Source organism: Nannocystis sp., assembly GCF_016714285.1.
Classification (GTDB): domain Bacteria; phylum Myxococcota_A; class Polyangia; order Nannocystales; family Nannocystaceae; genus Nannocystis.
The window spans coordinates 354,916-376,753 of record NZ_JADJNN010000001.1 but is presented as its reverse complement, the minus strand read 5'-3'; the positions used below and the strand labels follow the sequence as shown (position 1 = coordinate 376,753).

Genomic DNA, 21,838 nt, shown 5'->3' with positions numbered 1-21,838 from the left:
GATACGCTCACATTTGGTCGAGGATCCGCGCCTTCTGCTGCGCGAACTCCTCGTCCGTGAGCAGGCCGGCGATCCGCAGCTCGTTGAGTTTCTCCAGGCGACCGACCACGTCGAGCGGCTGCGCCGGCACCGACGCGAAGGGCCCAGTGCCTTGCCCCTGGGGGTACGGGGAGGGGTACGGCTGCGGGTACATCCCCGGCGGATAACCGCCCTGGGGATACATGCCGGGTGGGTACATCCCTTGCGGGTACACGCCGGGCGGGTACATCCCGGGCGGGTACATCCCGGGCGGGTACATCCCAGGCGCGGGGGCTTGCGGCGGCGGGTAGTAGTTCGGCGCGGGCGGCAGCATGTTCACGACCACCGGGCCAGCCGTCAGACTGTGGCCACCGTTGAAGCGGCGGTTGAACTCATCCTTGTCCATGAGCGCAAGGATGATGAACTCGATGAAGCTGACGAACAGCGGGATCGCCGTCCATGAGAACGCGAGGTAGACGACCCCGGACCCGATCTGGCCGAGATAGAATTTGTGGGCGCCCATCCATCCGAAGAAAAACGCCAGGATGGCCGCGATGTTCTTGTCCTTCATCCTTGCCGCTCCGGGGGAATGGCCTGGGCCGTGCGCTCCTCCAGCATAAGGGAACCGGGCCCGGCTGCCACCGCATCTTCCGCAAGCGAGTAGACCCACTCGCCCGTGTCGAGGTTGAGGTCCTCGATCACCTCGCCGCGCTCCTTCATGTGCAGCAGCGTCGACAACATCGCCGCCTGCGTCCAGCGCGACTCCTTCACCAGGCTCTCGAAGGTGTGCTGCGGCGTGGCCGAGCTCCCCCGGGCCAGGATCGCTCGCACGCGCCTTGAGCGCTCCGCCAGGAGCCGCGGGTCGATCGCCTCCGGTGGCGGGGCGACGACCGGACCCGCCGTCAGGATCCGCTTGAGCAGTCCAAGGAAGATCAGACACAAACCCGCCGAAAGCAGCGAATTGGCGAACCAGAACGTGAGCATCCGGCTCCCGAGCAAGTCGAGCAGCACGCCTGCGCCGGTCGAGGCCAGGCCCACCGCCGCAAGCCCACGCCAGCTCCCGGGCGATCGCACCAACCAGCCCCGCAGGTCCGGCGCCGAATCGCGAGCCGGGAGCGTCGTCTGCACGCGCGGAACGATCTGCAGCGAGCCGCGCTGGACCACAAGGTCCACGACCTTTTGCTGAGCCATCGCGGCGAGACTAGCACTGTGATGCCCCGGCGAAAGCCCCGGCCTGTGACGGTCAATCGGGCTCGTCGGTCACACTCGGCAGGCTGCCCTTTGGGCGGGGGTTGGGCGCGTTCGGCGGGGCCTCGGGAGCCGGCTCTGGCGCCGGCACCGGGTCGAGGGAGTCGGCCGCGATCGGCTGATCCGAGGGCAGCTTCTCGTCGCCGTCGCCGTACAGGTCGAGCAGCGCGTCACCAGCTGGCAACGCCGCGGGCTCCGCAACATCGACAGGCTCGCTGCCGGGCACGAAGTACTCCTCAATCACCTCCTCGGGCTTCGGCGGCGCCATCGTGCCATCCGGCTGCGGCACCTCGGTGGGCGCCAGCAAGCCGGTGCGCTTGTCGATCGTACGCACCTGCACGGACGCAGGCGGAACGAAGCCACGTACTGGCAGATCGCCGGTCGCAGCCTTGACCGCCGCCAGCCAGATCGGCAGCGCCGCACGCCCGCCGGTCTCGCTCTTGCCCAGCTTCTTCGGCGTATCGAAGCCGACCCACGCCACCGCGACGTGGTCGGGCGTGAAGCCGGCGAACCACGCGTCCCGGTGCTCCGCCGACGTGCCGGTCTTGCCCGCGACCGGCCGCTTCAACGCCTTGGCCCCGGTGCCCGTCCCCTCCTGCACGACGCTCGTCATCATCGAGGTGAGCACGAACACCACGTCGTCCCGCAGGGTCTGCTGCGCCACGCGCTCGGGCGTCCAGCGCTCCTCGCCCTGGACATCGATGGCGCGGATGAAGGTCGGCTCGAGGTACGAGCCGCCGCGTGCCAGCGTCAGGTAGCCGGCGAGCAGGTCGCGCGGCGTCATCTCGCTGACCCCGAGCGCCAGCGCCAGGTTCTCGGCCAGCGGCGCCTGGATCCCTGCGGCCCGCGCAAACGCGTGCGCCGCCTCGAAGCCGATCGCGTCCAGCAACTTGATGGCGATCGTGTTCACGGAGTACGTGAGCGCCACGCGCAGGCGAATGTCACCGCGGTATTCGTCGGCCTCGAAGTTCGTCGGCTTCCACTTCTCGTAGATCTCCGGCGAGTCGCTGACCAGCGTGGCCGCCGTGAACTTCTCGGTGGCCAGCGCCGCGCCATAGATGAAGGGCTTGAACGACGACCCCGGCTGCCGCTTCGCAGCGAGCACACGGTTGAATTCTCCGCGGCGGTAGTGGTCGCCGCCGATCATCGCCACGATCTCGCCGGTCTTGGCCTCGGCCACCACCACGGCCGCCTGTGGCCCCGAGCCGATGATTCCGGCCGCGAAGCCCTTCGGCGCGCCTGCGGTCTCCGCCTCGGGCGTACCAGCCAAGGCGCTGATCGTCACCATCGTCACCCCGCCCGCGGGGAACTGCTCGTCGTGCGTGAGCTTCGGGTCGTCATAGCGGGTGCCCTCGGGCACGCGCACCAGCAGGTCCGAGTCGCCCGCCTTCGCCACGAAGGCATCGGCCGGGGTCGTCGTCGTACGGGCCTGAATCACCACCGGCACTACGGCGCCGATCGCAAGCGGCACCCTGCCCTTCTCGAGCACCTTGGCCTGCTCCTTGGGCTTGACCGGCTTGATCTTGTGGCCGTAGCCCTGCCGCTTGTCGAGCGCGACCAGCCCCTCGAACAAGCCGAAGCGGGCCTGCGCCTGGACCTGCAGGTCGACCGTCGTGATCACCGTCGCCCCGAGGCGATCGAGGCGCTCCTCGCCATACTTGGCGAGCAGGAACTCGCGCGCCGCGTCGACGAACTCCTGCGCGTCGGCCCCGGCCTGCACGGCCTCGGTCGCGGGGCTCAGCTCCATCTCCCCCTTGATCGCCGCCTCCACCTCCTGGGGCTGCGCGAAGCCGTTGGCCACCATTTGCTCGAGCACGTAGACCTGGCGCGCCTTGACCCTGGCGGGCTCTTTGATCGGCGTCGACCTCCCTGGCGCCTTGGGCAGCGCGGCCAGAATCGCCGCCTGGCCGATGTTGATGGCACGCACGCTCTTGCCGAAGTAGAAGCGGCTCGCCTCTTCGATGCCGTAGCGCCCATGCCCGAGGAAGATGTCGTTCAAGTAGAGCTCGAGGATCTCGTGCTTCGACAGCGCGTGCTCGAGCCGCCGCGCCAGCAGGAGCTCCTGGATCTTGCGCTCGAAGGTCCGGTCCTGCGACAGCAGGAAATTCTTGACCACCTGCTGCGTGATCGTCGACGCCCCCTGGCGCAGCTCACCCGCCTCGATGTTGCTCAGCGCGGCCCGGGCCATGCCGAAGTAGTCCATGCCCTCGTGGTTGTAGAAGTCGGCGTCCTCGGCAGCGAGGAAGGCGTCGACCACGTGCTTCGGGATGTCCTCGAAGCGGATCAGCGTGCGCCGCTGGCTGAAGATCTCCCCCAACACGGTGCCATCGCGGGCGACGATCCGGGTCACCTGCGGTGGTCGATAGTCGCGGATCACCGAGACGTCGACGTGCTCGATGTCGCGTCCGTAATACCAGAACACGCCGGCGATACCACCTGCCCCAAGGGCCAGGCCGGTCAGGCCTAGCCCCGCAGTCCAGCCAAGGATCTTGCGCCACCGTCGTCCGATCATGATGCTCCATCCTTCAATGCGTCGACCGGCAGTCCGAGCGCCTGGCGTGCCAGCCGCGGGTCGACCGTCTTCGCGTACCAGCGCGCGCGTCGTCGTGCCACTTCCTCGGCACTCAGGTCACCTACAGCGCCGAGGACCGCGCGTCGACGCTCCAGCAGCGCTTGCATCGCGATGCCTGCCGCCACCGAGAGGTTCAGACTCTCCACCATCCCGAACATCGGAATACGAAAGTGCAGCCCACAACCAGCCCGCGCCTCTGCCGAGAGGCCCACCTGTTCACTCCCGAAGACGATGCACAACGGTCGATCGACGGGCACGGCGGCGAGCTCCACAGTCCTGGCATCGACGCACGCACCTGCGAGCCGCATTCCCGCGGGCAGCCCCGCCTGGAAGGAGTCCCAGTCGGCGTGCTCTCGGGTCTCGGCCCAGTACGAGCTGCCTCGCGTGATGCGGCGCGGCAGCCCAGCCTTCGCGGCGATGACGTGAACACAGCCGACCCCGAGCGCCTCGGCCGTGCGCAGCACAGCCGCCGCGTTGTGCGGGTCCTGCGTGGCCTCGATCGCAACCTGCAGCGAATCGACCCGCGATCGCAGCACCGCCTCGATGCGCTCCCTACGCTCCGGGGTGAGCCTCGGCGCGAGCCGCCGCGCCACCGTCTCGGCTCCCAGAGTAGCGATCGCGGCCACCAGCTCCAGCGTGTCCATGAAGCCATGCGAGCTGTCCTTCGGGACATGTCCGATCCCCACTGCCATGGCAATCACCAGCCGAAGCGCCCCGCGATACCCAGCAGGACCAACCCAGCGCCGCCGACAAAGCCACCCGAGGGCTGCCGCGCGGCCGCGGTCTCCCCCGGCGCACGCCGCACCACTGGCTGCCACCCCGCCTGGGCCGTGACGTCGAGGTATGGATTGACCGGCACGTTGAGATCGAGTCGTCCGAGCGTGCCAGCCGGGTCGACGATGTTGAAGCCCATGCCACCCTTGTGCGCCGCCAGCACCGAGAGCTGCACCACCTCGAGATCGACGCCGACCCGCGTCTCCCAGGTGTGGCCGAGCGGGCCTGGGCGGTAACGGTAGCCCGACTCCACGAACGCCCCCTCCTCGTGCGAGAAGCGCAACGCCCCGTAGCCACCCACGCCGTGGAGGTCGTTCGCCAGAATAAACCCGTACTTGCTCGCCGCGACATCCGAGAAGCCCCCAGGCAAGTCCCCCGGATACGCCACGAATTGCCCCTGCATGCGCTGCGCGTTGTAAAACACATCGAAGTAGCTGGGGTCGTAGCCACGGCTACCGACCGTCAACTCACCGACCACACCGAGACGGGCCGCCCGGCGACGCCCGAGCGTAAACTCTGTGTCCACCCCAAGGTGCATCCCGCGCCCGAGCCCGGGCATCAGATTGAGATCGACGTACGGTATCACCAGATAGCGCCAGCGGTCGGTCCATCGGTAGCTGAGATCGAGGCCGACCGCGGTCGCACCGCGCTGACCACCCGTCGTCAGCCGGTTTTGTGCATCGACCGCCAGTGCCGGCCCGCCGGCGACAACCGGCACGACGCTGCGTGGCGCAAGCGGATCGCCGAACACCGACAGGCCGATCCCGGCGCCCGCCCAGTCGGCGCCAAGACGCGAGCCGAACACCTGTTGCCCAGCAAGGTCACCGATCACCAGGGCCAGCTCGGCCCCTGCGGTCTGCTCGAGCAGCGCGCCCTCGACCCGCGCGTCGAGGTCGATGCCCGTTCGCCGCCGATCGAGATCGAGGCCGTTCGCGTAGCCATGCACGATGCTGCCGTGGCCCACATGGACCCGCCCAAGATTGCCAACCCGCAGATCGATCACGGCCCGCCCCTGCTCGGCGAACACGTAGTCACCGTTGTAAGAAAGCTGCTGCAGGATCGCCAGGTAGTCACCCACTTCGTCCCACTCGGTGCTCCGTAGCACCGGTCCCTGCTGGGGATCGCGGTCGTACATGCGCAGTCGAACGGGCGCACCGATGCGCAGCTCGACCGGCGCCAGGTCGCGAAAATCGAGACCCAGCGAAGGCTCGAGGCTGGCGATCGGATCCTCAACAATGAAGCCGAAGCCAGCCCCGAAGCGGATGTCCCCGTGGACCTTGCGCCCGCGAAACTCAGGCTCGCGCGGGCTCGCATCGGCCTCCACGAGCACCTCCTGGGCGCGCGCATCAACGGGCCCAAGAGACAGATAGAGCGCCAGCGAGACGCCGACGCTGCGCCGGATCATCGCTCCCCTGCCTGCAGAAACGCGTCCTCGCCGAGCGCCTCGATCGCAGGGTCAAGCTCATCGGTCGTCGTCTTCACGCGCTTGCGTACGGGCACGACCACAGTGCCCTCGTCCGGTGTCAGCGGGATGGCGTCGTCGTCGAGCCCGCTGTCGTCGAGCAGCCCGGACAGTGACCGCTGCTGTTCCGAAGCCGCGAGCAGGCGCTGGATCTCGGCGAGACACTCCTTCTTGGACACCAGCTCGGTTGTGTCGAAGGTGATGATGCCATCCTTCCACTGCTCGTAGGTAGCGGGGTCGAGGCGCCCTCGGGTCTGCATGATCCCCAGCAGACGCTTCATCTTCGCCTGAAATACCGGCGTCAGTCCCCCCTCGCAGTAGTTGACGTGCCGTCGCACCGGACTCGGCAACATCAACGCGAGGTAGGCGGCCTCGGGCGGCGTGAGGTCGGCCGGAGCCTTGCCGAAGTAGTGCGCCGAAGCCCGCGTGACACCGTACACCCCCGGGCCGAACTCAATCACGTTGAGGTAGACCTCCATGATCCGTTCTTTGCTGAGCGACTGCTCGACGTACCAGGTCAGGAACATCTCCTGCAGCTTGCGTGAGAGGGTGCGCTCGTGAGACAGGAGCACGTTCTTGACCATCTGCATGGTGATCGTCGACGCGCCGAGTCGGACCTTGCCGGCCTCGAGGTTGCGCCTCAGCGCGGCCTGGAACTGAGATGTGATGAAGCCCTTGTGCTTCCAGAACCCACCGTCCTCCGTGGTCATCACCGCCGCGATCATGTTCGGCGAGATCTGGTCCAGCGGCGTGTAGGTCGACGACCCCTCGCGCAAGTCCACCGTCCGCTCCGAGCCGTCTCGCATCGTCACTCGATGCACGAAGGCGCCACTGAGCCGTGTTGCCGATACCAGCGCGGGGGTCTTGACCACCTTGCACTTGTCCTTGTCAACGCGCCCCGTCAAACTGAGCTTTTCGAGATCACCCAGGTCGATGTTCGCCTCGAGATCGAGTTCAAAATCCCCCTTCAGCTCGAAGCCAACCAGGCTCGGCGCTAGCTCGGCCGGAATCGCCGCGATCACCTCCTGACACGTCACCTTCGGAACAGCCACGTGCAGTCTGTACCTGCGCTGGCTTACCTCTGCCGCGTGGACTATCTCGCCGTCGAAGTCGATCTCGAGGCCCCCACGGCGCAGCGTCGCGGCCGCGATCACCACCCTCCGCTGCGCTGGGTCGACCTCGCCCGTAAAGTTGAACGCGAACCCCACTCCGAGAACCGGTTGTCTGGCAAGCAGCGGGTGATCGATGTTGAGACCCGCGAGCTGGACGTCGCCCTCCACATCCGCCTTGCCGTCCGCCAACCTGACCGTCAGATCCCCACCGACCGTCGCCTCCTCCGAGTACACCACCGGTAGGTGCGCCAGCACCGCAGGGATCCGGCCAAGCTTGAAGGCCGCCATGGTCAGCGTGACGCTGCCGGCCGAGAGATCCCGTGCGCCTGTGCCCTTGAGCGTCCACAGCGGCGCATTGGCACCGACGGCCTCGCTGCGCGGCTCATCCGAGAAGCTGCCAGCGAGGTCGACCGAGACTGTGCTCAGCGCCATGTCGGCCAGCTCGATGCTCCCACGGATATCGCTGACCGCGATCTGCGGCGTCACAGCAGTCGCTCCGCCTTCGATCTCGACGCGCAACGGAAACTCCAGCGTGAAGCCCTCTTTCCGCCGGAGCGTTGTCGTCAGGCGCGCGGCCTTCAATGCCCGTTCTCCGAGCGTCGCGTCGACATGGCGCAGCAAGAGCTCGACGCGCCCCTCGCCGAACGTCACGTCAGAGGTGGCGACCGCGCCGAGGTGCCCCGAGCGGTCACCGAACGAGCCCCTCAGATCGATCTTCAGGTCCCGAACCTGGGCATGCTGCGGCACGATCTTGACCCGCCCTGTACCACCACCCCCCCCCCCCCCAAGCCGACCGGACACATCCGCGGCCACACGCTCGAAGGTCGCCACATCCCCTCTTAACGTCCCGCCGTGCACCGCAACATTCGTGACGATCGCGCGACCTGACCACAGTGCATCCTGATCCAGCGACACATCAACAGCATCAAGATCGATCGACGTCTCAGCGTCGATCGCCAGCGACACGCCGCGCACCGCCACTGTGCTGTACTCGAGATCAAAGGACTCGATCGTCACCCTGGTTCCGGTGAGCCGCTCGAGTCGTTGAACAACTGCCGCCTCGACCAGTGAATCGGCCCAGATCGGGTAGGTGGCCACGGAAGCGCTGGCGACGAGCACGAGGCCACTGATCAGGAGCGCCGCGCACCGCCACCGCGAACGTAGCTTCACTGGAGTTACGGGTGGCATGAGCGAAGGCTTTGCAGAGTAACGCCCTGCGTCGTCCCCCGCAAATCAACGACAGGGCGCGGGCGCGCACAGTCTTCGCAACCAACGCAATACACCGGGGACACTTCCCGAGCTTCGTGAAGCCAGAGTCTCCGTCAGCCCTCGCCGCGACAGTGGATGGCGAAGAAGACCTTCCCGTCTAGGTGGCGGACCCCACCAACAAGGAGCACACCATTATTATCGATCTTGTACGCCGTGTCCACCAGCGGCTTGTCCCGTCCCGCGGCCATCAGGTTCGCGTGCAACTTGAGTTTCGAGTCCTCCTCACCTAGCAAGCGAAGCTGCAGTTTGAAACTCGACTGCAACGCAGCGACCGCAGCCTTGTCGAGCCCGAGTTTGAGAGTCTTCGCTTCCAGCAAGCGAAATCCCTTGAACGCGGCGAACTGATCGTCACGCAGCTGTTCCTCGAGAAACTTGAGATCCTCCGGAATGCTGCCGTCGCCATCCCTCGTGGCGAGGAACGCAGTCACCTTGCAGGCGGCCGACTTGACCTCCGCGCGGACCTCCGGGGACGCTAGCAAGAGGCCGCCGAGAATGACGGCCGGGAGGAGAAACACCGAGAGAGCAGGAGCGAGGATCCGCGATGTCATGGTTTTGCCTCATCAATGCAAGCTACAGGGGAACTGATTCACAGCGAACGCTGGCCGGGTGTGGCATCCTCGTCGGACACCCAGATCACGGTGGTGGTGCCGCGCTTGCCCTCGATGGTGCCGATGCGGCCATTCTTGCCGCCGAATTCGATCCGCTCGATCTCTGCCTCGTACATGTCAGGCTCCGGGAACACGGCCTCCACTTCAGGCTCGGCAGGCTCGGGCTGCGCCCGAATCGGCGCTGAAGTCGTCGGCTTCGACACAACGACCTCCGGGCTATTCGTGGGGGTCACGGCTCCGTCGCTCACAAATACGATCGCCACCACCGCCACCCCCGTCACCGCCGCGACGGGTGCCCACGCCGGACGTAGCACGCCGAACACTCGTGACCAAAACGAGGGGACTGCAGTTGCAGGCGGATGAGCCGCCGTCTCACGATCGAGGGCTCGATCGATCTCGTCCCAGATCTGTTCGAAGCGAGCCCCCTGGACCTTGGCTGCCGCTGCCTCGAGGCTGACAACGATCGCCTCACGCATGACACCGAGCTCGACGATGGTTGCCCGCCCAGCCGCATCACGCTTGAGCCACTGCTCGACCTCCGCACGCTCCCCGGGATCGAGCTCACCGTCGAAGTAAGCGCTCAGCTGTTCCTCGTTGACCGTCTTCGCAAGCCTCGTCGTCATGGGAGCACCGCCTGGGGCGTAGCGACGCCATCCGCGCCGTGATCTTCATGGTTTCCGTCCGCCAAACCGCTGGGCACGTACCCGAGCCGCTCAACCAGGAGCTTCTGCATGTTCCTGCGGGCGTGAAAAAGACGGCTCATGATCGTGCCCTTTGAGCACTTCATCGCCTGGGCCATCTCCTCGTAGGACATCCCCTGCAACTCCCGCATCACGATGACGGCCCGGTGCTTTTCGCTCAGGTACTGCAGTCCATCCTGAACCGCGTCCAAGATCTCACGTCGCTGTAGGATCTGGGCTGGATCGCCCAGGCTGGACAGGGGCAACGCCGAGACCCCGCCGTCCTCCCCGTCATGACGCAGGCCGTCATCGAACTCGAGCTCCCGGTGGCGCTTGTTCTTGCGGATGTGGTCGATGCAGAGGTTGGTCACGATCCGGTAGAGCCAGGTGTAGAAGCTGGAGTTGCCCTCAAAGTTGGCGAGGTACCTGTGCACCTTGATGAAGCTCTCCTGCACGACATCGAGTGCATCATCCTGGTTGCGCAGAAACCCGTAAGCCACGGAGTAGACCTTCCGCTGATAGCGCTGCATCAGGCTCTTGAAAGCCTGTCGATCGCCCGTCCGACAGGCTGCGACCAGGGCTTGGTCGTCCGCTTCTGGGGAAACCACGTTAAAGGTCGTCCTTCGACGGGCGCGGGCCCGCACTATTCAGGGCGCACGCAGCGCTTGTTAGGGGAGACGCCCCAGTGCACATGACCCGGAGTCCGGCTGGAGATCGACAGGATGAAAGTGACGGTGGCTCTCGCGGCGGATATACCGGCATTTGGTACGTGCCCATGAAGGCTCCCCTGGACAAGTTCTTGGCCCGCGTCGCGGCCATCGTGCTGCGACGTGAGCTCGCAGCGGCAAGTCTCTGGGCGCTCGTTGGCATCACCATCGCGCTCACGCTTGGAGTGGTCATCGTCGGGGCAACGCTGCGCGGCGACCTTGGCGCACGCCTGACGACCGCAGTCGCCGGCCTGACGGCGGGACTGCTGCTTGTGCGGGCGTTGCGACGCACACGACGGCTGGTGGGCTCGAAGCATCGGGCGGCGCATACCATAGCCCAAAACCGACGACCGCTCACTCGAAGGTCCGGGGCTTCGAGTCCTCAATCTCGGGCTGACGTTACACTGCGGCACGAGATCCTTGGCGCTGTCGAACTCACGCCGGGCCTCGACCATCCCCGAGATCGGCCGCAGAGGGCCTCCCTGGGCTCCCTGGAGCTCGCCACCGTCTACGTTCAGGCCGTTGCGGAGCGCCTGCGCGACTGCGAGCCAGAGCTTGCGGCACCGCCGCCACGTCTCCGCGCACCAGCCCTCATTCTGGGCGTCCTTGCTCTGGCTGTGGCGATCCTGTCCGGCACCGCGGAGTTTGCCCACGGACTCTCCCTGCTGCTGTTGGCCACCGACGGCCGTCCGCCGAGCCCGCCGGAGCCGCTGTGGTCGGCTTTGCAGCTCACGCTCATCGCGCCCCCCCATGCGGCCCGGCCCGAACGCGCGCTCACCAACCCGAGCGGTGAATTGCGCTTGCTGGCTGGCACCCGCGTCCAGATCGCACTCACGCCTCGCCGAGCCTTCACCCAACTCCGCGTCACCCTGACCCACGCTCCCGAAGCTGCCCTCGTGACCCCGCCACCCGAGCACACGGAGCTGAAGCTCGATCCGGAGGGCGTCTGGCTCGGCAGTTTCGTCGTCCGCAGCGCCGGAAGCTGGCGCCTGGTGCCCGACACGGGCGACGACAGCCCCGCCTTTTCCGTGGCGATCGAACCCGACGAGCCACCCGAGGTCGAGCTCTCCCCCCTCGCGCGCTCCCAGAGCGATCCGAGCGAGCGCGACACCGTCGAGCTGCGCTTCAAGGCCCGCGACGACTTCGGCCTGGCACAGGCCACCCTCGTGTTCGTCGGCACAGACGAGGAGGAGATCCGCCTCGACGCCGGGCCGCCGCCACCTGGGGCGCGGACGTGGCAACGCACCTACCTCTGGGACCTCGCCGGCATTCCGCTCGGTGATCGCGGTGAGCTCAGCTACTGGATCGAAGTCCGCGACAACGACCCAGGCCTTGGTCTCCTACCGCTCACAGATCCACCGGGTAAGCCGGCTCGCTCGGCTCGGATGCGCCTGACGATCCGCGACGAGGAGCGCGAGCACAGCGAGAACCTCGCGAGCCTGATCACGCTACGCGACGCCACGGTCGACCTGCTGGCACGCCGGATGCTGTCCGAAGCGCCAGATCTGGCCCCAGAGCCCACTGCGCCGCTGCCCGCTGCGAGCCCGGAGTCTGCCCCCGGTCTGCGCGCGCTGCGAGCCGCCCGCGAGCTGCTCGCGGCATCCGAGCGGCTGTTGGTCGCCCTCCGGTCCGCCATCGACGCCCTCTCCGTCGACGCCCTCACGCCGCCCCGCGACATCGCCACCCTCACCGCGATCCACCGCCGTCTGCTCGAACTCCACCGCCGTGAGGCCGAGCTCCACGCCGAGTTCCCGCCCGGCAGCGAAGATCGTCGTCCGCTCACGCCCATGCTCTCGCGGATGGCCGCCGTGAACCGCGAGCAGCTCGCCCAGCTGGAGGATGAGATCATCCGCCTCGATGACCTCGTCGACGACCAGGTCGTCGCCCAGATCGAGGCGCTGGTGGCCCGACTGCAGGCCTCGCAACAGAAGATCGTCGACCTGCTCGAGGCGCTCAAGGCCGGCGATACCTCTGTACGTGGCGAGCTCGAGCAGCTGCAACAGCGCAGCCGCGAGGACCTGCGCCGGCTCGCCGAGGCTCGCGCCCGGCTCGACAAAGAGGTCGGCCAGGAGTTCCTAAACGTCGACGCGTTCCAGGCGATGGAGGCTCGCATGCGCAACCAGGACATCGGCGAGCAGCTGCGCCGGGGCGACGTCGACGGCGCCCTCGACCAGGCCCGCGACGGCCTCGAGGAGTTGAAGAAGCTCCGCGACGACGTGCAACAGCGCCGCGGCGACCAGCCGAACCGGGCCGCCTCGATGACCCCGCAGGAGCGCGCCCGCATGGAGCTGATGCGCGAGCTCAGCCGCATCCAGGACGACGAGGTCGGACTTCGCAGCGAGACCCGCGATCTGCATCGAGCGTGGCGCCAGCAGGCCCAGGCAAAGCCCCTCGAGGCTGGTCTGGCGCGGAAGGTCGCGCAGAAGGCCGCGGCGCTGCGCAAGGAGCTCGACGCCGTCAACGACGCGCGCCTCGGCCGCGACGGTCGACGCGCGCTCGACGAGGCACGCGAGCAGCTGCAACAACTGGAGGGCGAGGCGTCCGCCGACCCGGCACGCGCCCTCAACAGCTTCGAGGCCGCGCAACGCTCCTCCCAGGCCCTCCGTCGCGCCAGCGCCGGCGCCGGTGAAACCTCGAGCGAGCGACGTACGCTCGACCGCGTCGGCGCCCAGGCCCAGCGCCTCCTCGATCAGCTCGGCGAGGCCCTGCCAGCCCCCGACAGCGGCCTCGACCCCGCCCAACAAGCCCAGTTTCAGGGCGCCCAGCAACGCCAGGCGAGCCTGCGCGGACGGGCCTCGCATCTGCTCGAGGGCAGTGACGCGAGCGAGCTGTCCGAGACCGGCAAGCAGGCGCTTCGCGCCGCGTTGGATGGCATGCAGGCCAGCACCGGGGCGCTCGAGCAGCGCCGCGGTGGCTCCGCGATCGACGCCCAGAGCGAGGCGATCGCCGCGCTCCAGCGCGCCCTCGACAGCCTCCGCGAGACCTCGCCGTCCGCCCGCCCCGCGGCTCACAGCGAGGCCAGCACCGAGACCGAGCGCGATCGTTCGCTGCGAGACGAGCTGATGGACGCCATGAAGGAGGGCGCCCCGGACGGCTTCGATCTCGAGGTCGAGCGCTACTATGAGGAGCTGCTGCGATGAACATGACCTTTCGGACAGCCTTGAAGAACCTGTCCCTTCGGACAGCCATGTTCCTCGTCACCGCGTTGGCCGGACCCGCCGTCGCCGCGAGCCCACCGGCCGCGGGCCCCGACGCACCGGAGCCCGAGGCGTTCAGCGACGCTGCGACGCGCTTCGACCAGGCGATCGACGCCTGGGACCTGCGCGCGGCCGAGGCATTGCTCGCCGATCTGCCCGCTGGTTCGGCGCGAGACGTGAAGGCCGGCGCGCTCGCGCTGCACCGCGACGAGTACCGCGAGGCGGAGGCCCTGCTGAGCGCGGCGCTCGGCTCGGGCCAGCTCCCCGACGCCGGGGCCATCACGCAGGAGGCCCAGCACTACCTGAACCTCGCGCGTGGGGAGCAACGCGCGCTCGGCCCGGCCCTGCGACAGCGGAGTCCGGACGGCCACGTCGAGTTCGTCTGCGCCGACGCCCGCGACGCGATCCTCGCGCCCTACCTGTTCGCCGCGATGGCCGCGGCGCGTGCGGCTCTCGGCGGCGAACTCGGCGTCCTCCCGGACCACCCGATCCGCTTCGAGATCCTCGACGACCCCGCCAAGCTCGCGCTGGTCTCCCCGCTCACCCTCGACAACGTCTACACCACCGGCACCGTCGGCATCACCAAGTATCGCCGCATCATCATGGTCAGCCCGCGCGTGCTCCTCTACGGCTACGGCTGGCTCGACACCTCCGTGCACGAGTACGTGCACTACCTCGTCACGCTGCGCACCCGCAACCGTGCCCCCGTGTGGCTGCAGGAGGGCCTCGCCAAGCTGCTCGAGACGCGCTGGCGCAGCCCGACACCGCTCCCGCTCGAGCCAGCCCCACGCCGCTTGCTCGCCCGCGGCCTCGCCCGCAACGACCTCGTCAGCTTCGCCGAGATGTACCCGTCGCTCGCCATGCTGCCCTCGCAGGAGCGGGCGGCACTCGCCTACGCGCAGGTCCAGACCATGCTCGAGCTGCTGCGCGAGGAGAAGGGCCAGCCCGGCCTCGCCGCGCTGCTCGACCAGGTCGCTGCCGGCGGCGTCGCCGAGGACGCACTCGCGGCCGCGTGGGGCGGCAGCTTCACGGCCTTCGACGAGCACTGGAAGACCACCATGCGCCGCCGCACTGCCGGCAAGGCCAGCGACGCCGCGCTCCGCAAGCTGCAGTTTCGCGACGCCAAGCCCACGGTCGCCGCGAGCGAGACCGAGGACGCGGATCCCTCGCTGCTCGGCGACGTGTTCTCCCATCTCGGCGGCGGCAAGGCCCGCCAGCACGCGCGCCTCGGAGTGCTGCTGACGCTGCGCGGCCACCTCCGGCAGGCCGCCCGACAATACGAGAAGGCCCGCGCCGCCGAACCACGAGTCGCGGCCGACCCGAAGCTCGCGCGCCGGCTCGGTGAGCTCTACCTCAAGCTCGGCGAACCAGCCCGCGCTGTCCCCCTGCTCCGCCTCGCCGGCGTCGACGACCCGGAGCAGGCCAACGTCGCCGCCGCCGAGGGACGCGCCCTGCTGCAGACCGACGACCGAGCCGGAGCTCGTGCCGCGCTCCACCGGGCGATCCGCGTCAACCCCTTCATCCCCTCGCTGCACTGCGATCTCGCCCGCCTCGCCGACGACCCCGACGAGCGCAGCCGCGAGCAGGCGCAGTGTCGCGAATGACCTGTCCCAAAGGCCATGTCGTCGATCGACCCCCGCGAGCACATCGGCCACGGCCTGCCGTCACAGCGACATGCGCGCGGAAACACTCGGCCGCGGCAACGCCTCATCCAGAGCCACGTGAAGCGAATTTAGCTCTTGCAGAAATCACCGACTTCCCCAATAGCTAGGAGCGCGATGATTGTGTCCTCGCCAATGCACCCGTACTGCCACGGAGGGGCCTGATGTTGACGCTCACGAGAAAAGTCGGCCAAAAGATCCGCATCGGTGACCATATCGAGATCGTGGTCCGCGAGATCCGCGGTCGCCAGGTTCGTCTCGGCATCTCGGCGCCCCAGGGCTTGCCTGTCTACCGCGAAGAGCTCTACCAGCAGATCGCCCAGGAAGGCGCCACGGCGAAGCCCGAGACCGCAGACGGAGCTGCTGGTTCCGGCACCGAAGCTGACACTGAGCCAGAGAGCAGCGACGATCCCGGCAGCGATGGCTGACCCTCAGGGCAGCCCATTGAGCGCCGCGACCACGGCGAACAGGTCGCCCTGATCATAGAAGTCGACCGCGAGAAAGTTGGGCAGCTGACCCACCTCGCGCTGGCACTGCGTCGCTCGCCCGTGCAGCACATCGTAGGCGTTGGCGGTCGCGGCGTCTGGTTCTGACGGCGTGTCGAGCACGGTGCTCACCCAGTGGTTGATGAGGAACAGCTCGTTGTCGGCGCTGCCGCGGTTCAACGCGCAGGTGAACTCCTCGATGCTGTGGAAGGTGTAGGGCGTGTCCCAGGTCAAGTCCCACACGTGGTGGAACCACGCGGGCGGGGGCCCGCCGTTCTCCGCCGTCACGAACAGCCGCGTGTCCGCATCGATCATGCTGGCGAGGGTCGGCCACAGCGCGCCCGCCTCGTGGGTATAGACCCGCGCCGCCAGACCGCTCGCCTCGAGGTCCGCGACCACCCGATCCGCCGGCAGGTCGTCCTGGTAGATGATCGTCAGCACCTCATCCGGGTGTTGCTCGAGAAACGCGGCGATGTCCGCCAGCACCGCCGCGTGCTCGAGCCGACCGAGGATACAGCCGCCGTGGCAGAGCACCGTCGTGCCGGCGTCGTCGGACACGTCGAGCATCATGCATCGCACGCCGTCCGCGAGCTGCTGCGCGACCCCGTGGCGCTGATTCGCGTTGATCTGCCCGAACCCGTCGTCGCGCGCGGCGAAGGCGTTGTGCGTGCACGGGAACACGACCTGGTCGAAGCGCCGCTCGCACAGCGCCGCGTGACCGTTGCACGCGCGCGCCGCCGGCAAGTCGGGGCCGGCGCTGGTCGGCGCCGTGCTGCTCGCCTCACTCGTGCTCGCCGTCCCGCTCGTGCTCGCCGTCCCGCTCGTCGCCTCAGCGCCGCTGCCCGTCGAGCTCGCGCCCGCGCTCGACTCAGTGTCAGCGCGACAAGCCAGCGCGAGCGCAGCGAGGGCGACAGACATTCGGGCGACGGACCACGAACGCGCTTGCGAGTTGTGCATGCACACAGGATCGCCCGCAGGGCGGCGGCTGTCACCCCCCGCGCGACCACTGCACGACCGTGCGCTCGCGCAGCCGCAGGCGCGTGCCCGTGTTACCGCAGCGCCAGCAAAGCAGCGTCTCGATCGGCGGAAACGGCAGGCAGGCGCTCGCGCGCGCTGGCTCGACCTTCGGCCCCTCCGCGCCGCAGGCCGGGCAACGCAGCGCGTCAGTGTCACCCGTCATCGCGGCGACGCTAGCACGCGCCCCTCCGCTTGCGCCGCTGCCCCCCCCTCGATATCGTCGTCGGGTTCGGTGGCGTGTATGGGGATGCTTCGCGAGCTGCACGGCTGTGTGGGGGTCGCAGGTGACTGAGGCCGGCCACGAGTGGTCGAGCCCCGCGGGCCCGGCCGCGCTCGCGTGGCTCGCGGGCCCCTGGCGCCGCGCCGACCGGGCCCCTCAAGCCGACGATCCTCTCGAGCTGTTTCGCGTGCGCCTCGGCGCCGATGCGACGCTCTCGCTAGCCAGCGATCCTCACCTCGTGCTCGCCGACGCCGCGTCGCGTCTGCGGGCCGCGCTGGGCCAGCCGGGCTCCTCGCTCCAGCGGGCCGAGGCCGAGCTGCGCACTCAACCACAAGACCTCGCCAGCATCAGCGACGGCCTCGTCGAGCTGTGGCGCCGGGCCACCGCTCCGGCCCGCGTCGAGACGTGGATCGGCGAGCAGCTCTGCCTCGTCAGCGATCTCGGCGCCACGGGCCCCGGCGCCACGCGAATCGACGCGGCGGCCCCCACAGCCGCGATCGACCTGCACCGTCGCGCCGTCGCGGCGGCCCTGCGCACCCGCGTCACGCTCGTGCACGCGGCGCGCTCGACCCTCGAGCTTGCCGCCACGATCCTCGCCTTCTCCGGCCCTGGCACCGCCGCCCTGGCCCTGCCACTCGCGTGGCGCTTCCTCCACGACCTGCTCGCCGAACACGCAGCCGCCCAAGGAAAATGACCGATGGACTCCAGCGACCCGCTCTACTTCAACGGCATCAACGCCAGCACCGGCGCCTACCTGTTCCCACCGGTCACCGCCGAGGCGCTCGCCCGCGAGCTCACCGGCGAGCCGCCGCCCGAGGACCCGCGAAGCGACCACCTCGCGGAGCTCAAGGACCGCGTCGAGAACAAGCGCACCGCCCACTACGGCGTGAAGTCCGGCATCGACGTCAAGAACCTCGGGCAGACCGGCTGGGCCGCCGTGTTCCCCGCCTACCGCCCTGACACCCCCGAGGCCAGGCTGCAGGACGAGATCGCCGAGGCCCTGATGCCGCTGTTCCAGCTGCGCCGCGAGCAGGCCACCGCCAGCGACGAGCGCCTGTTCAAGATCTACCGCGGGATCGACGGCTACCGACCCAACGAGACCAAGCAGAAGTACCTCGCCCGCCTCGGCGCGGGCCCGGGCCCGGCCGACCCGATCAAGGTGCCCTACTACCTCCTCATCGTCGGGGGTCCCGACGAGCTGCCCTACTCGGTGCAGTTCCAGCTCGACGTGCAATACGCCGTCGGCCGCATCCACTTCGACACCGTCGCCGCGTACGCCAACTACGCCCGCAGCGTCGTCGCGGCCGAGACCGGCGGCCTCCAGCTCTCGCGCGAGCTGGCGATGTTCGGCGTCGCCAACAGCGACGACCCCGCGACTCGCCTCAGCGCCGAGAACCTCGTCGCGCCGCTCGCCGACCTCCTGGTCCCCTCGCTGCCCGACTGGAAGATCACCCGCTACGAGGGCGCCCACGCCACCAAGGCCAACCTGGCGCGCCTGCTCGGCGGCGACGCGACCCCTGCCCTACTCTTCACCGCCAGCCACGGCGCCGGCTTCGATCGCGGCGACGCCCGTCAGCGCTCGCACCAGGGCGCGCTCCTCTGTCAGGACTGGCCCGGTCCCGTCGCGTGGAAGCAGCCCCTCACGCCCGACTTCTACTACGCCGGCGAGGACGTCCAGGCCACCGCGCGCCCGCACGGCCTCATCATGTTCAACTTCGCCTGCTACGGCGCCGGCACGCCGCTGTACAACGACTACGGTCAACGCAGCGGCGCCAAGGAGCGCGAGCAGATCGCCGACCACCCCTTCCTCGCCGCGCTGCCGCAGCGCCTGCTCGCGCACCCGACCGGCGGCGCGCTGGCGACGATCGGCCACGTCGAGCGCGCGTGGGGCACCAGCTTCGCCTGGCGCGGCAGCGGCAAGAAGTCGGGCTCGAGCGCCCAGCTCGCCGTCTTCGAGAGCGCCATGCGTGAGCTCATGTCCGGCGCTCCGGTGGGCGCGGCGCTCGAGTGCTTCAACGAACGCTACGCCGAGCTCGCCTCCGACCTCAGCGTCGAGCTCGAGGAGATCAGCTTCAACCGGGCCTACAACGCGCTCGAGCTGACGGACATGTGGACCGCCAACAACGACGCCCGCTCCTACACGATCATCGGCGACCCCGCCGTGCGCCTGCCGCTCGCGCCCACCGGTGGCGCCACGCGACGTCTTGAGCTGCCCTCGATCTCGCTGCGGAGCGCCGCCCCGACCACCAGCGTCGCGGCGACCCAGGTGGTCGCAGCCTCCGCGCCCGCACCCGCGAGCACGCCGCCCGCCACGACCGTTGTGAGCACACCGGCCGCGAGCCCACCGGCCACGCCCGTGACCACCACCGCCACCACGCCGACACCGACCGCACCCGCATCGCCCGCCGCGGCAGCGACCACCGCGACCACCGCGACCGCCGGCGAGCCCGCCGGCGCCTTCGGCCTCCTGGCCCTCTTGCGCGGCAAGACCGGCGCCGAGCTCGGCCCCTTCCAGCAGTTCGCCCAGACCCTCGCCCAGACCCTCGAGCGTGCCCTCGCCGAGCTCGGCACCCTCGAGGTCCGCACCTTCGTCGCCCAGGATCTCAAGGCCGCCGGCGCCGCGTCGGCCGGTGAGCTCGCCGGCCACGCCGAGCTGCGGGCCTTCACCCGCGTCAGCGTCGGCGGCGACGTCGACAGCTGCGTGCCCGCCACCGGCGACGTCCTCGACGATCGCCTGTGGGCGCTGCACCGCGAGATGGTGCAGCAGGCGCAGGCCCACCGCGCCGAGCTGCTGCGCGCGCTCCTGGACGCCAGCGGCAACCTCCTCAAGCTCGGTTGAGTCACAGGCTCGTGACGCTCGCTTGACAGCCCCCAGGAGCGCCGCTGTAGTGGCCGTCTTGCTCGGGAGTTCGTCATGCTTATGCGCGCAATCAAGCCTATCCTCGCTGTCACATTGTCCCTCGCGGCAGCCTGCGGCGACGCGGTCCAGGACCCCGGCCAGTCCAGCACCAGCACCAGCGGCGGCCCAGGCAGCACATCCGGCGAGGCGCTGACCAGCAGCACCGGCGCCACCCCGACCAGCAGCACCGGCACGCCGGACCCCAGCACGAGCAGCGGCAGCGACACCCAGGCCGGCAGCAGCGGCGACCCGGGCACCACCGGTGAAGCGCCCGATCCCGCCGCGCCCCTGTTCGACCCGGCCGGGCTGGCGCAGTTCGACATCAAGCTCTCACCCGATGCGATCGCCAGCCTCAACGCCGACCACGAGCTCTACGTCGCCGGCGACCTCACCGTCACGATCGCCGGCGAGGCGACCGTGCTCACCGACATCGGCGTGCGCCTCAAGGGCGTCTACGGATCGTTCCGCACCCTCGACCAGAAGGCCGCTTTCCTCCTCAACTTCGACCGCTACGTCGACGGCCAGCGCCTCTTCGACATCGAGAAGCTCGCCGTCAACAACATGGTCCAGGACCCAAGCATGCAGCGCGAGCAGCTCGGCTACGTCCTGTTCCGCGCCGGCGCCGTCCCGGCCCCGCGCAGCGGCAGCGCCGTCGTCACCGTCAACGGCGCGCCCTACGGGCTCTACACCCTCGTCGAGGCCACGGACAACGAGAACTTCCTCAAGCAATGGTTCGATGACGACAAGGGCAACCTCTACGAGGGCGCCTACGGCAGCGACCTGTTCGCCGACAGCATCACCTCCTTCGATCAGGACAACGGCGCCAACATCGACTTCATGGACCTCAAGGCCCTGGTCGCCGCGCTCGACGCGATCACCGACCCCGCCGACTTCGTCACCGAGGTCAGCAAGGTCATCGACCTCGACCTCTTCCTCGCCTTCGCCGCCACCGAGATCTACCTCGGGCACTGGGACGGCTACGCCTGGACCCGCAACAACTACTACATTTACCGCCGCCCGAGCGACCAGCGCTGGGTCTTCATCCCCTGGGGCATCGACCAGATCATGGTCGACCACCTCGACGCCTTCGGCGGCACCGGCCGGATCCAGCAGATGTGCGTCGCGTCGCTCGAGTGCCGCGTGCTGCTCGCCGAGCAGTTCAAGGCGGTGGTCGCCCGCGTCGACGAGCTCGGCCTCGCCGCCCAGGCCCAGACCCTCGCCGACGCCCTCCATGACGCCGCCGTCGCCGACCCGCGCAAGGAGTACGGCATCGACAGCGTCGACGGCACCGTCGCCAGCAACATCGACTTCCTGACCAACCGAGGCCAGTCGGTGATGGACGCCCTCAAGTGCACCGACCCCAAGGCCATCGACGCCGACAAGGACGGCTACAGCGGCTGCAGCGAGGACTGCGACGACAACAACAAGGCCGTCCACCCCGGCGCCGCCGAGGTGTGCGACCTCGACGACGACAACTGCGACGGGATCTGGGACAACGATCCCAAGTGCCCGCAGTGCGTCACCAAGAAGCTGCCGGCCCCCTTGATCGGCAACGCCGCGTTCTGCTTCGGCGCACGCGACTGGCCCGCCGCCGAGGCCGACTGCGTCAAGCAGAAGGGCCACCTCATCTCGGTGCACAGCCAGGCCCTGCAGGACTTCCTGACCACCGAGGCCCTCGCGATCCAGGGCAGCGACTGGTGGATCGGCCTCAACGACCTCCAGGCCGAGGGCAAGTTCGTGTGGAGCGACGCCACCAAGCTCGACTACACCCACTGGAACGGCGGCGAGCCCAACAACGCCGGCGAGGAGGACTGCGCCAACATCACCGCCGGCGCCGGTGGCCAGTGGAACGACCTCGGCTGCGGCTCCCCCCGGCCCTACATCTGTCGCCTGCCCTGAGAGACAGGTG

The 21,838-nt window shown here is 68.8% G+C and carries 17 protein-coding genes; 6 read left to right on the top strand and 11 right to left on the bottom strand.

The features are described from left to right. Positions 1 to 7: 7 nt before the first annotated feature. From IPJ59_RS01600 to IPJ59_RS01560, 9 genes are all read right to left on the bottom strand, one after another. The gene (locus IPJ59_RS01600; RefSeq protein ID WP_293253926.1) at positions 8 to 589 is read right to left on the bottom strand and encodes an NINE protein; all 582 of its coding nucleotides are present in this window, start codon (positions 587 to 589) and stop codon (positions 8 to 10) included. Then, the gene (locus IPJ59_RS01595; protein WP_293253923.1) at positions 586 to 1,209 is read right to left on the bottom strand and encodes a hypothetical protein; all 624 of its coding nucleotides are present in this window, start codon (positions 1,207 to 1,209) and stop codon (positions 586 to 588) included. The genes IPJ59_RS01600 and IPJ59_RS01595 overlap by 4 nt, the downstream gene beginning before the upstream one ends. 52 nt (positions 1,210 to 1,261) lie before the next feature. Then, complete coding sequence (locus IPJ59_RS01590; protein WP_293269477.1) at positions 1,262 to 3,688, bottom strand: penicillin-binding protein 1A; 2,427 nt, start codon at positions 3,686 to 3,688, stop codon at positions 1,262 to 1,264. A gap of 86 nt (positions 3,689 to 3,774) precedes the next feature. Then, positions 3,775 to 4,530 carry a TrmH family RNA methyltransferase gene (locus IPJ59_RS01585; protein ID WP_293269476.1) on the bottom strand — a complete coding sequence of 252 codons (756 nt, stop codon included), beginning with the start codon at positions 4,528 to 4,530 and terminating at the stop codon, positions 3,775 to 3,777. A 5-nt stretch (positions 4,531 to 4,535) separates the two neighbouring features. After that, entirely contained in the window at positions 4,536 to 6,017 is a 1,482-nt protein-coding gene (locus IPJ59_RS01580) for a hypothetical protein (RefSeq protein WP_293253914.1), read from the bottom strand. Continuing rightward, a complete protein-coding gene (locus IPJ59_RS01575; RefSeq protein WP_293269474.1) occupies positions 6,014 to 8,305 on the bottom strand; it encodes a transglycosylase domain-containing protein in 2,292 nt (763 codons plus the stop codon). The genes IPJ59_RS01580 and IPJ59_RS01575 overlap by 4 nt, the downstream gene beginning before the upstream one ends. A gap of 203 nt (positions 8,306 to 8,508) precedes the next feature. Then, the gene (locus IPJ59_RS01570) at positions 8,509 to 9,003 is read right to left on the bottom strand and encodes a hypothetical protein (protein WP_293253908.1); all 495 of its coding nucleotides are present in this window, start codon (positions 9,001 to 9,003) and stop codon (positions 8,509 to 8,511) included. Between the two features lie 38 nt (positions 9,004 to 9,041). Further along, positions 9,042 to 9,686 carry an anti-sigma factor family protein gene (locus IPJ59_RS01565; RefSeq protein WP_293253905.1) on the bottom strand — a complete coding sequence of 215 codons (645 nt, stop codon included), beginning with the start codon at positions 9,684 to 9,686 and terminating at the stop codon, positions 9,042 to 9,044. Beyond that, entirely contained in the window at positions 9,683 to 10,351 is a 669-nt protein-coding gene (locus IPJ59_RS01560) for an RNA polymerase sigma factor (protein ID WP_293269473.1), read from the bottom strand. The genes IPJ59_RS01565 and IPJ59_RS01560 overlap by 4 nt, the downstream gene beginning before the upstream one ends. 83 nt (positions 10,352 to 10,434) lie before the next feature. On the opposite strand from IPJ59_RS01560, the gene IPJ59_RS01555 reads away from it, so the two are divergent. From IPJ59_RS01555 to csrA, 3 genes are all read left to right on the top strand, one after another. After that, positions 10,435 to 13,590, top strand: a complete 3,156-nt coding sequence (locus tag IPJ59_RS01555) for a DUF4175 family protein (protein WP_463673343.1) — start codon at positions 10,435 to 10,437, stop codon at positions 13,588 to 13,590. Beyond that, the gene (locus IPJ59_RS01550; RefSeq protein ID WP_293269471.1) at positions 13,587 to 15,251 is read left to right on the top strand and encodes a peptidase MA family metallohydrolase; all 1,665 of its coding nucleotides are present in this window, start codon (positions 13,587 to 13,589) and stop codon (positions 15,249 to 15,251) included. Before IPJ59_RS01555 ends, IPJ59_RS01550 begins: the two co-directional genes overlap by 4 nt. A 221-nt stretch (positions 15,252 to 15,472) precedes the next feature. Further along, complete coding sequence (gene csrA, locus IPJ59_RS01545) at positions 15,473 to 15,736, top strand: carbon storage regulator CsrA (protein ID WP_293253892.1); 264 nt, start codon at positions 15,473 to 15,475, stop codon at positions 15,734 to 15,736. A 3-nt stretch (positions 15,737 to 15,739) separates the two neighbouring features. Here the strand turns inward: csrA and IPJ59_RS01540 are convergent, their stop codons facing one another. Then, positions 15,740 to 16,711 (bottom strand): PI-PLC domain-containing protein, encoded by a 972-nt coding sequence (locus tag IPJ59_RS01540; RefSeq protein WP_293269470.1) that lies wholly within the window; start codon positions 16,709 to 16,711, stop codon positions 15,740 to 15,742. A 70-nt stretch (positions 16,712 to 16,781) separates the two neighbouring features. Next, positions 16,782 to 16,973: a hypothetical protein gene (locus IPJ59_RS01535; RefSeq protein ID WP_293253886.1), complete on the bottom strand. Its 192-nt coding sequence runs from the start codon at positions 16,971 to 16,973 to the stop codon at positions 16,782 to 16,784. A gap of 121 nt (positions 16,974 to 17,094) precedes the next feature. On the opposite strand from IPJ59_RS01535, the gene IPJ59_RS01530 reads away from it, so the two are divergent. The 3 genes from IPJ59_RS01530 (at position 17,095) to IPJ59_RS01520 (ending at position 21,828) form a co-directional block, all read left to right on the top strand. Beyond that, positions 17,095 to 17,724: a hypothetical protein gene (locus IPJ59_RS01530; protein ID WP_293269469.1), complete on the top strand. Its 630-nt coding sequence runs from the start codon at positions 17,095 to 17,097 to the stop codon at positions 17,722 to 17,724. Between the two features lie 3 nt (positions 17,725 to 17,727). Beyond that, entirely contained in the window at positions 17,728 to 19,869 is a 2,142-nt protein-coding gene (locus IPJ59_RS01525) for a C25 family cysteine peptidase (protein WP_293269468.1), read from the top strand. Positions 19,870 to 19,983: 114 nt separating this feature from the next. Continuing rightward, positions 19,984 to 21,828, top strand: a complete 1,845-nt coding sequence (locus tag IPJ59_RS01520; protein WP_293253877.1) for a CotH kinase family protein — start codon at positions 19,984 to 19,986, stop codon at positions 21,826 to 21,828. Positions 21,829 to 21,838 lie beyond the last annotated feature (10 nt).

Excerpts from the sequence above, each read along its gene's own strand:
- IPJ59_RS01555 (WP_463673343.1), top strand. The coding sequence starts at position 10,435 with ATGACCCGGAGTCCGGCTGGAGATCGACAGGATGAAAGTGACGGTGGC.
- IPJ59_RS01595 (WP_293253923.1), bottom strand. The coding sequence starts at position 1,209 with ATGGCTCAGCAAAAGGTCGTGGACCTTGTGGTCCAGCGCGGCTCGCTG.
- IPJ59_RS01565 (WP_293253905.1), bottom strand. The coding sequence starts at position 9,686 with ATGACGACGAGGCTTGCGAAGACGGTCAACGAGGAACAGCTGAGCGCT.
- IPJ59_RS01570 (WP_293253908.1), bottom strand. The coding sequence starts at position 9,003 with ATGACATCGCGGATCCTCGCTCCTGCTCTCTCGGTGTTTCTCCTCCCG.
- IPJ59_RS01580 (WP_293253914.1), bottom strand. The coding sequence starts at position 6,017 with ATGATCCGGCGCAGCGTCGGCGTCTCGCTGGCGCTCTATCTGTCTCTT.
- IPJ59_RS01585 (WP_293269476.1), bottom strand. The coding sequence starts at position 4,530 with ATGGCAGTGGGGATCGGACATGTCCCGAAGGACAGCTCGCATGGCTTC.
- IPJ59_RS01535 (WP_293253886.1), bottom strand. The coding sequence starts at position 16,973 with ATGACGGGTGACACTGACGCGCTGCGTTGCCCGGCCTGCGGCGCGGAG.
- IPJ59_RS01550 (WP_293269471.1), top strand. The coding sequence starts at position 13,587 with ATGAACATGACCTTTCGGACAGCCTTGAAGAACCTGTCCCTTCGGACA.
- IPJ59_RS01525 (WP_293269468.1), top strand. The coding sequence starts at position 17,728 with ATGGACTCCAGCGACCCGCTCTACTTCAACGGCATCAACGCCAGCACC.
- IPJ59_RS01540 (WP_293269470.1), bottom strand. The coding sequence starts at position 16,711 with ATGTCTGTCGCCCTCGCTGCGCTCGCGCTGGCTTGTCGCGCTGACACT.
- csrA (WP_293253892.1), top strand. The coding sequence starts at position 15,473 with ATGTTGACGCTCACGAGAAAAGTCGGCCAAAAGATCCGCATCGGTGAC.
- IPJ59_RS01600 (WP_293253926.1), bottom strand. The coding sequence starts at position 589 with ATGAAGGACAAGAACATCGCGGCCATCCTGGCGTTTTTCTTCGGATGG.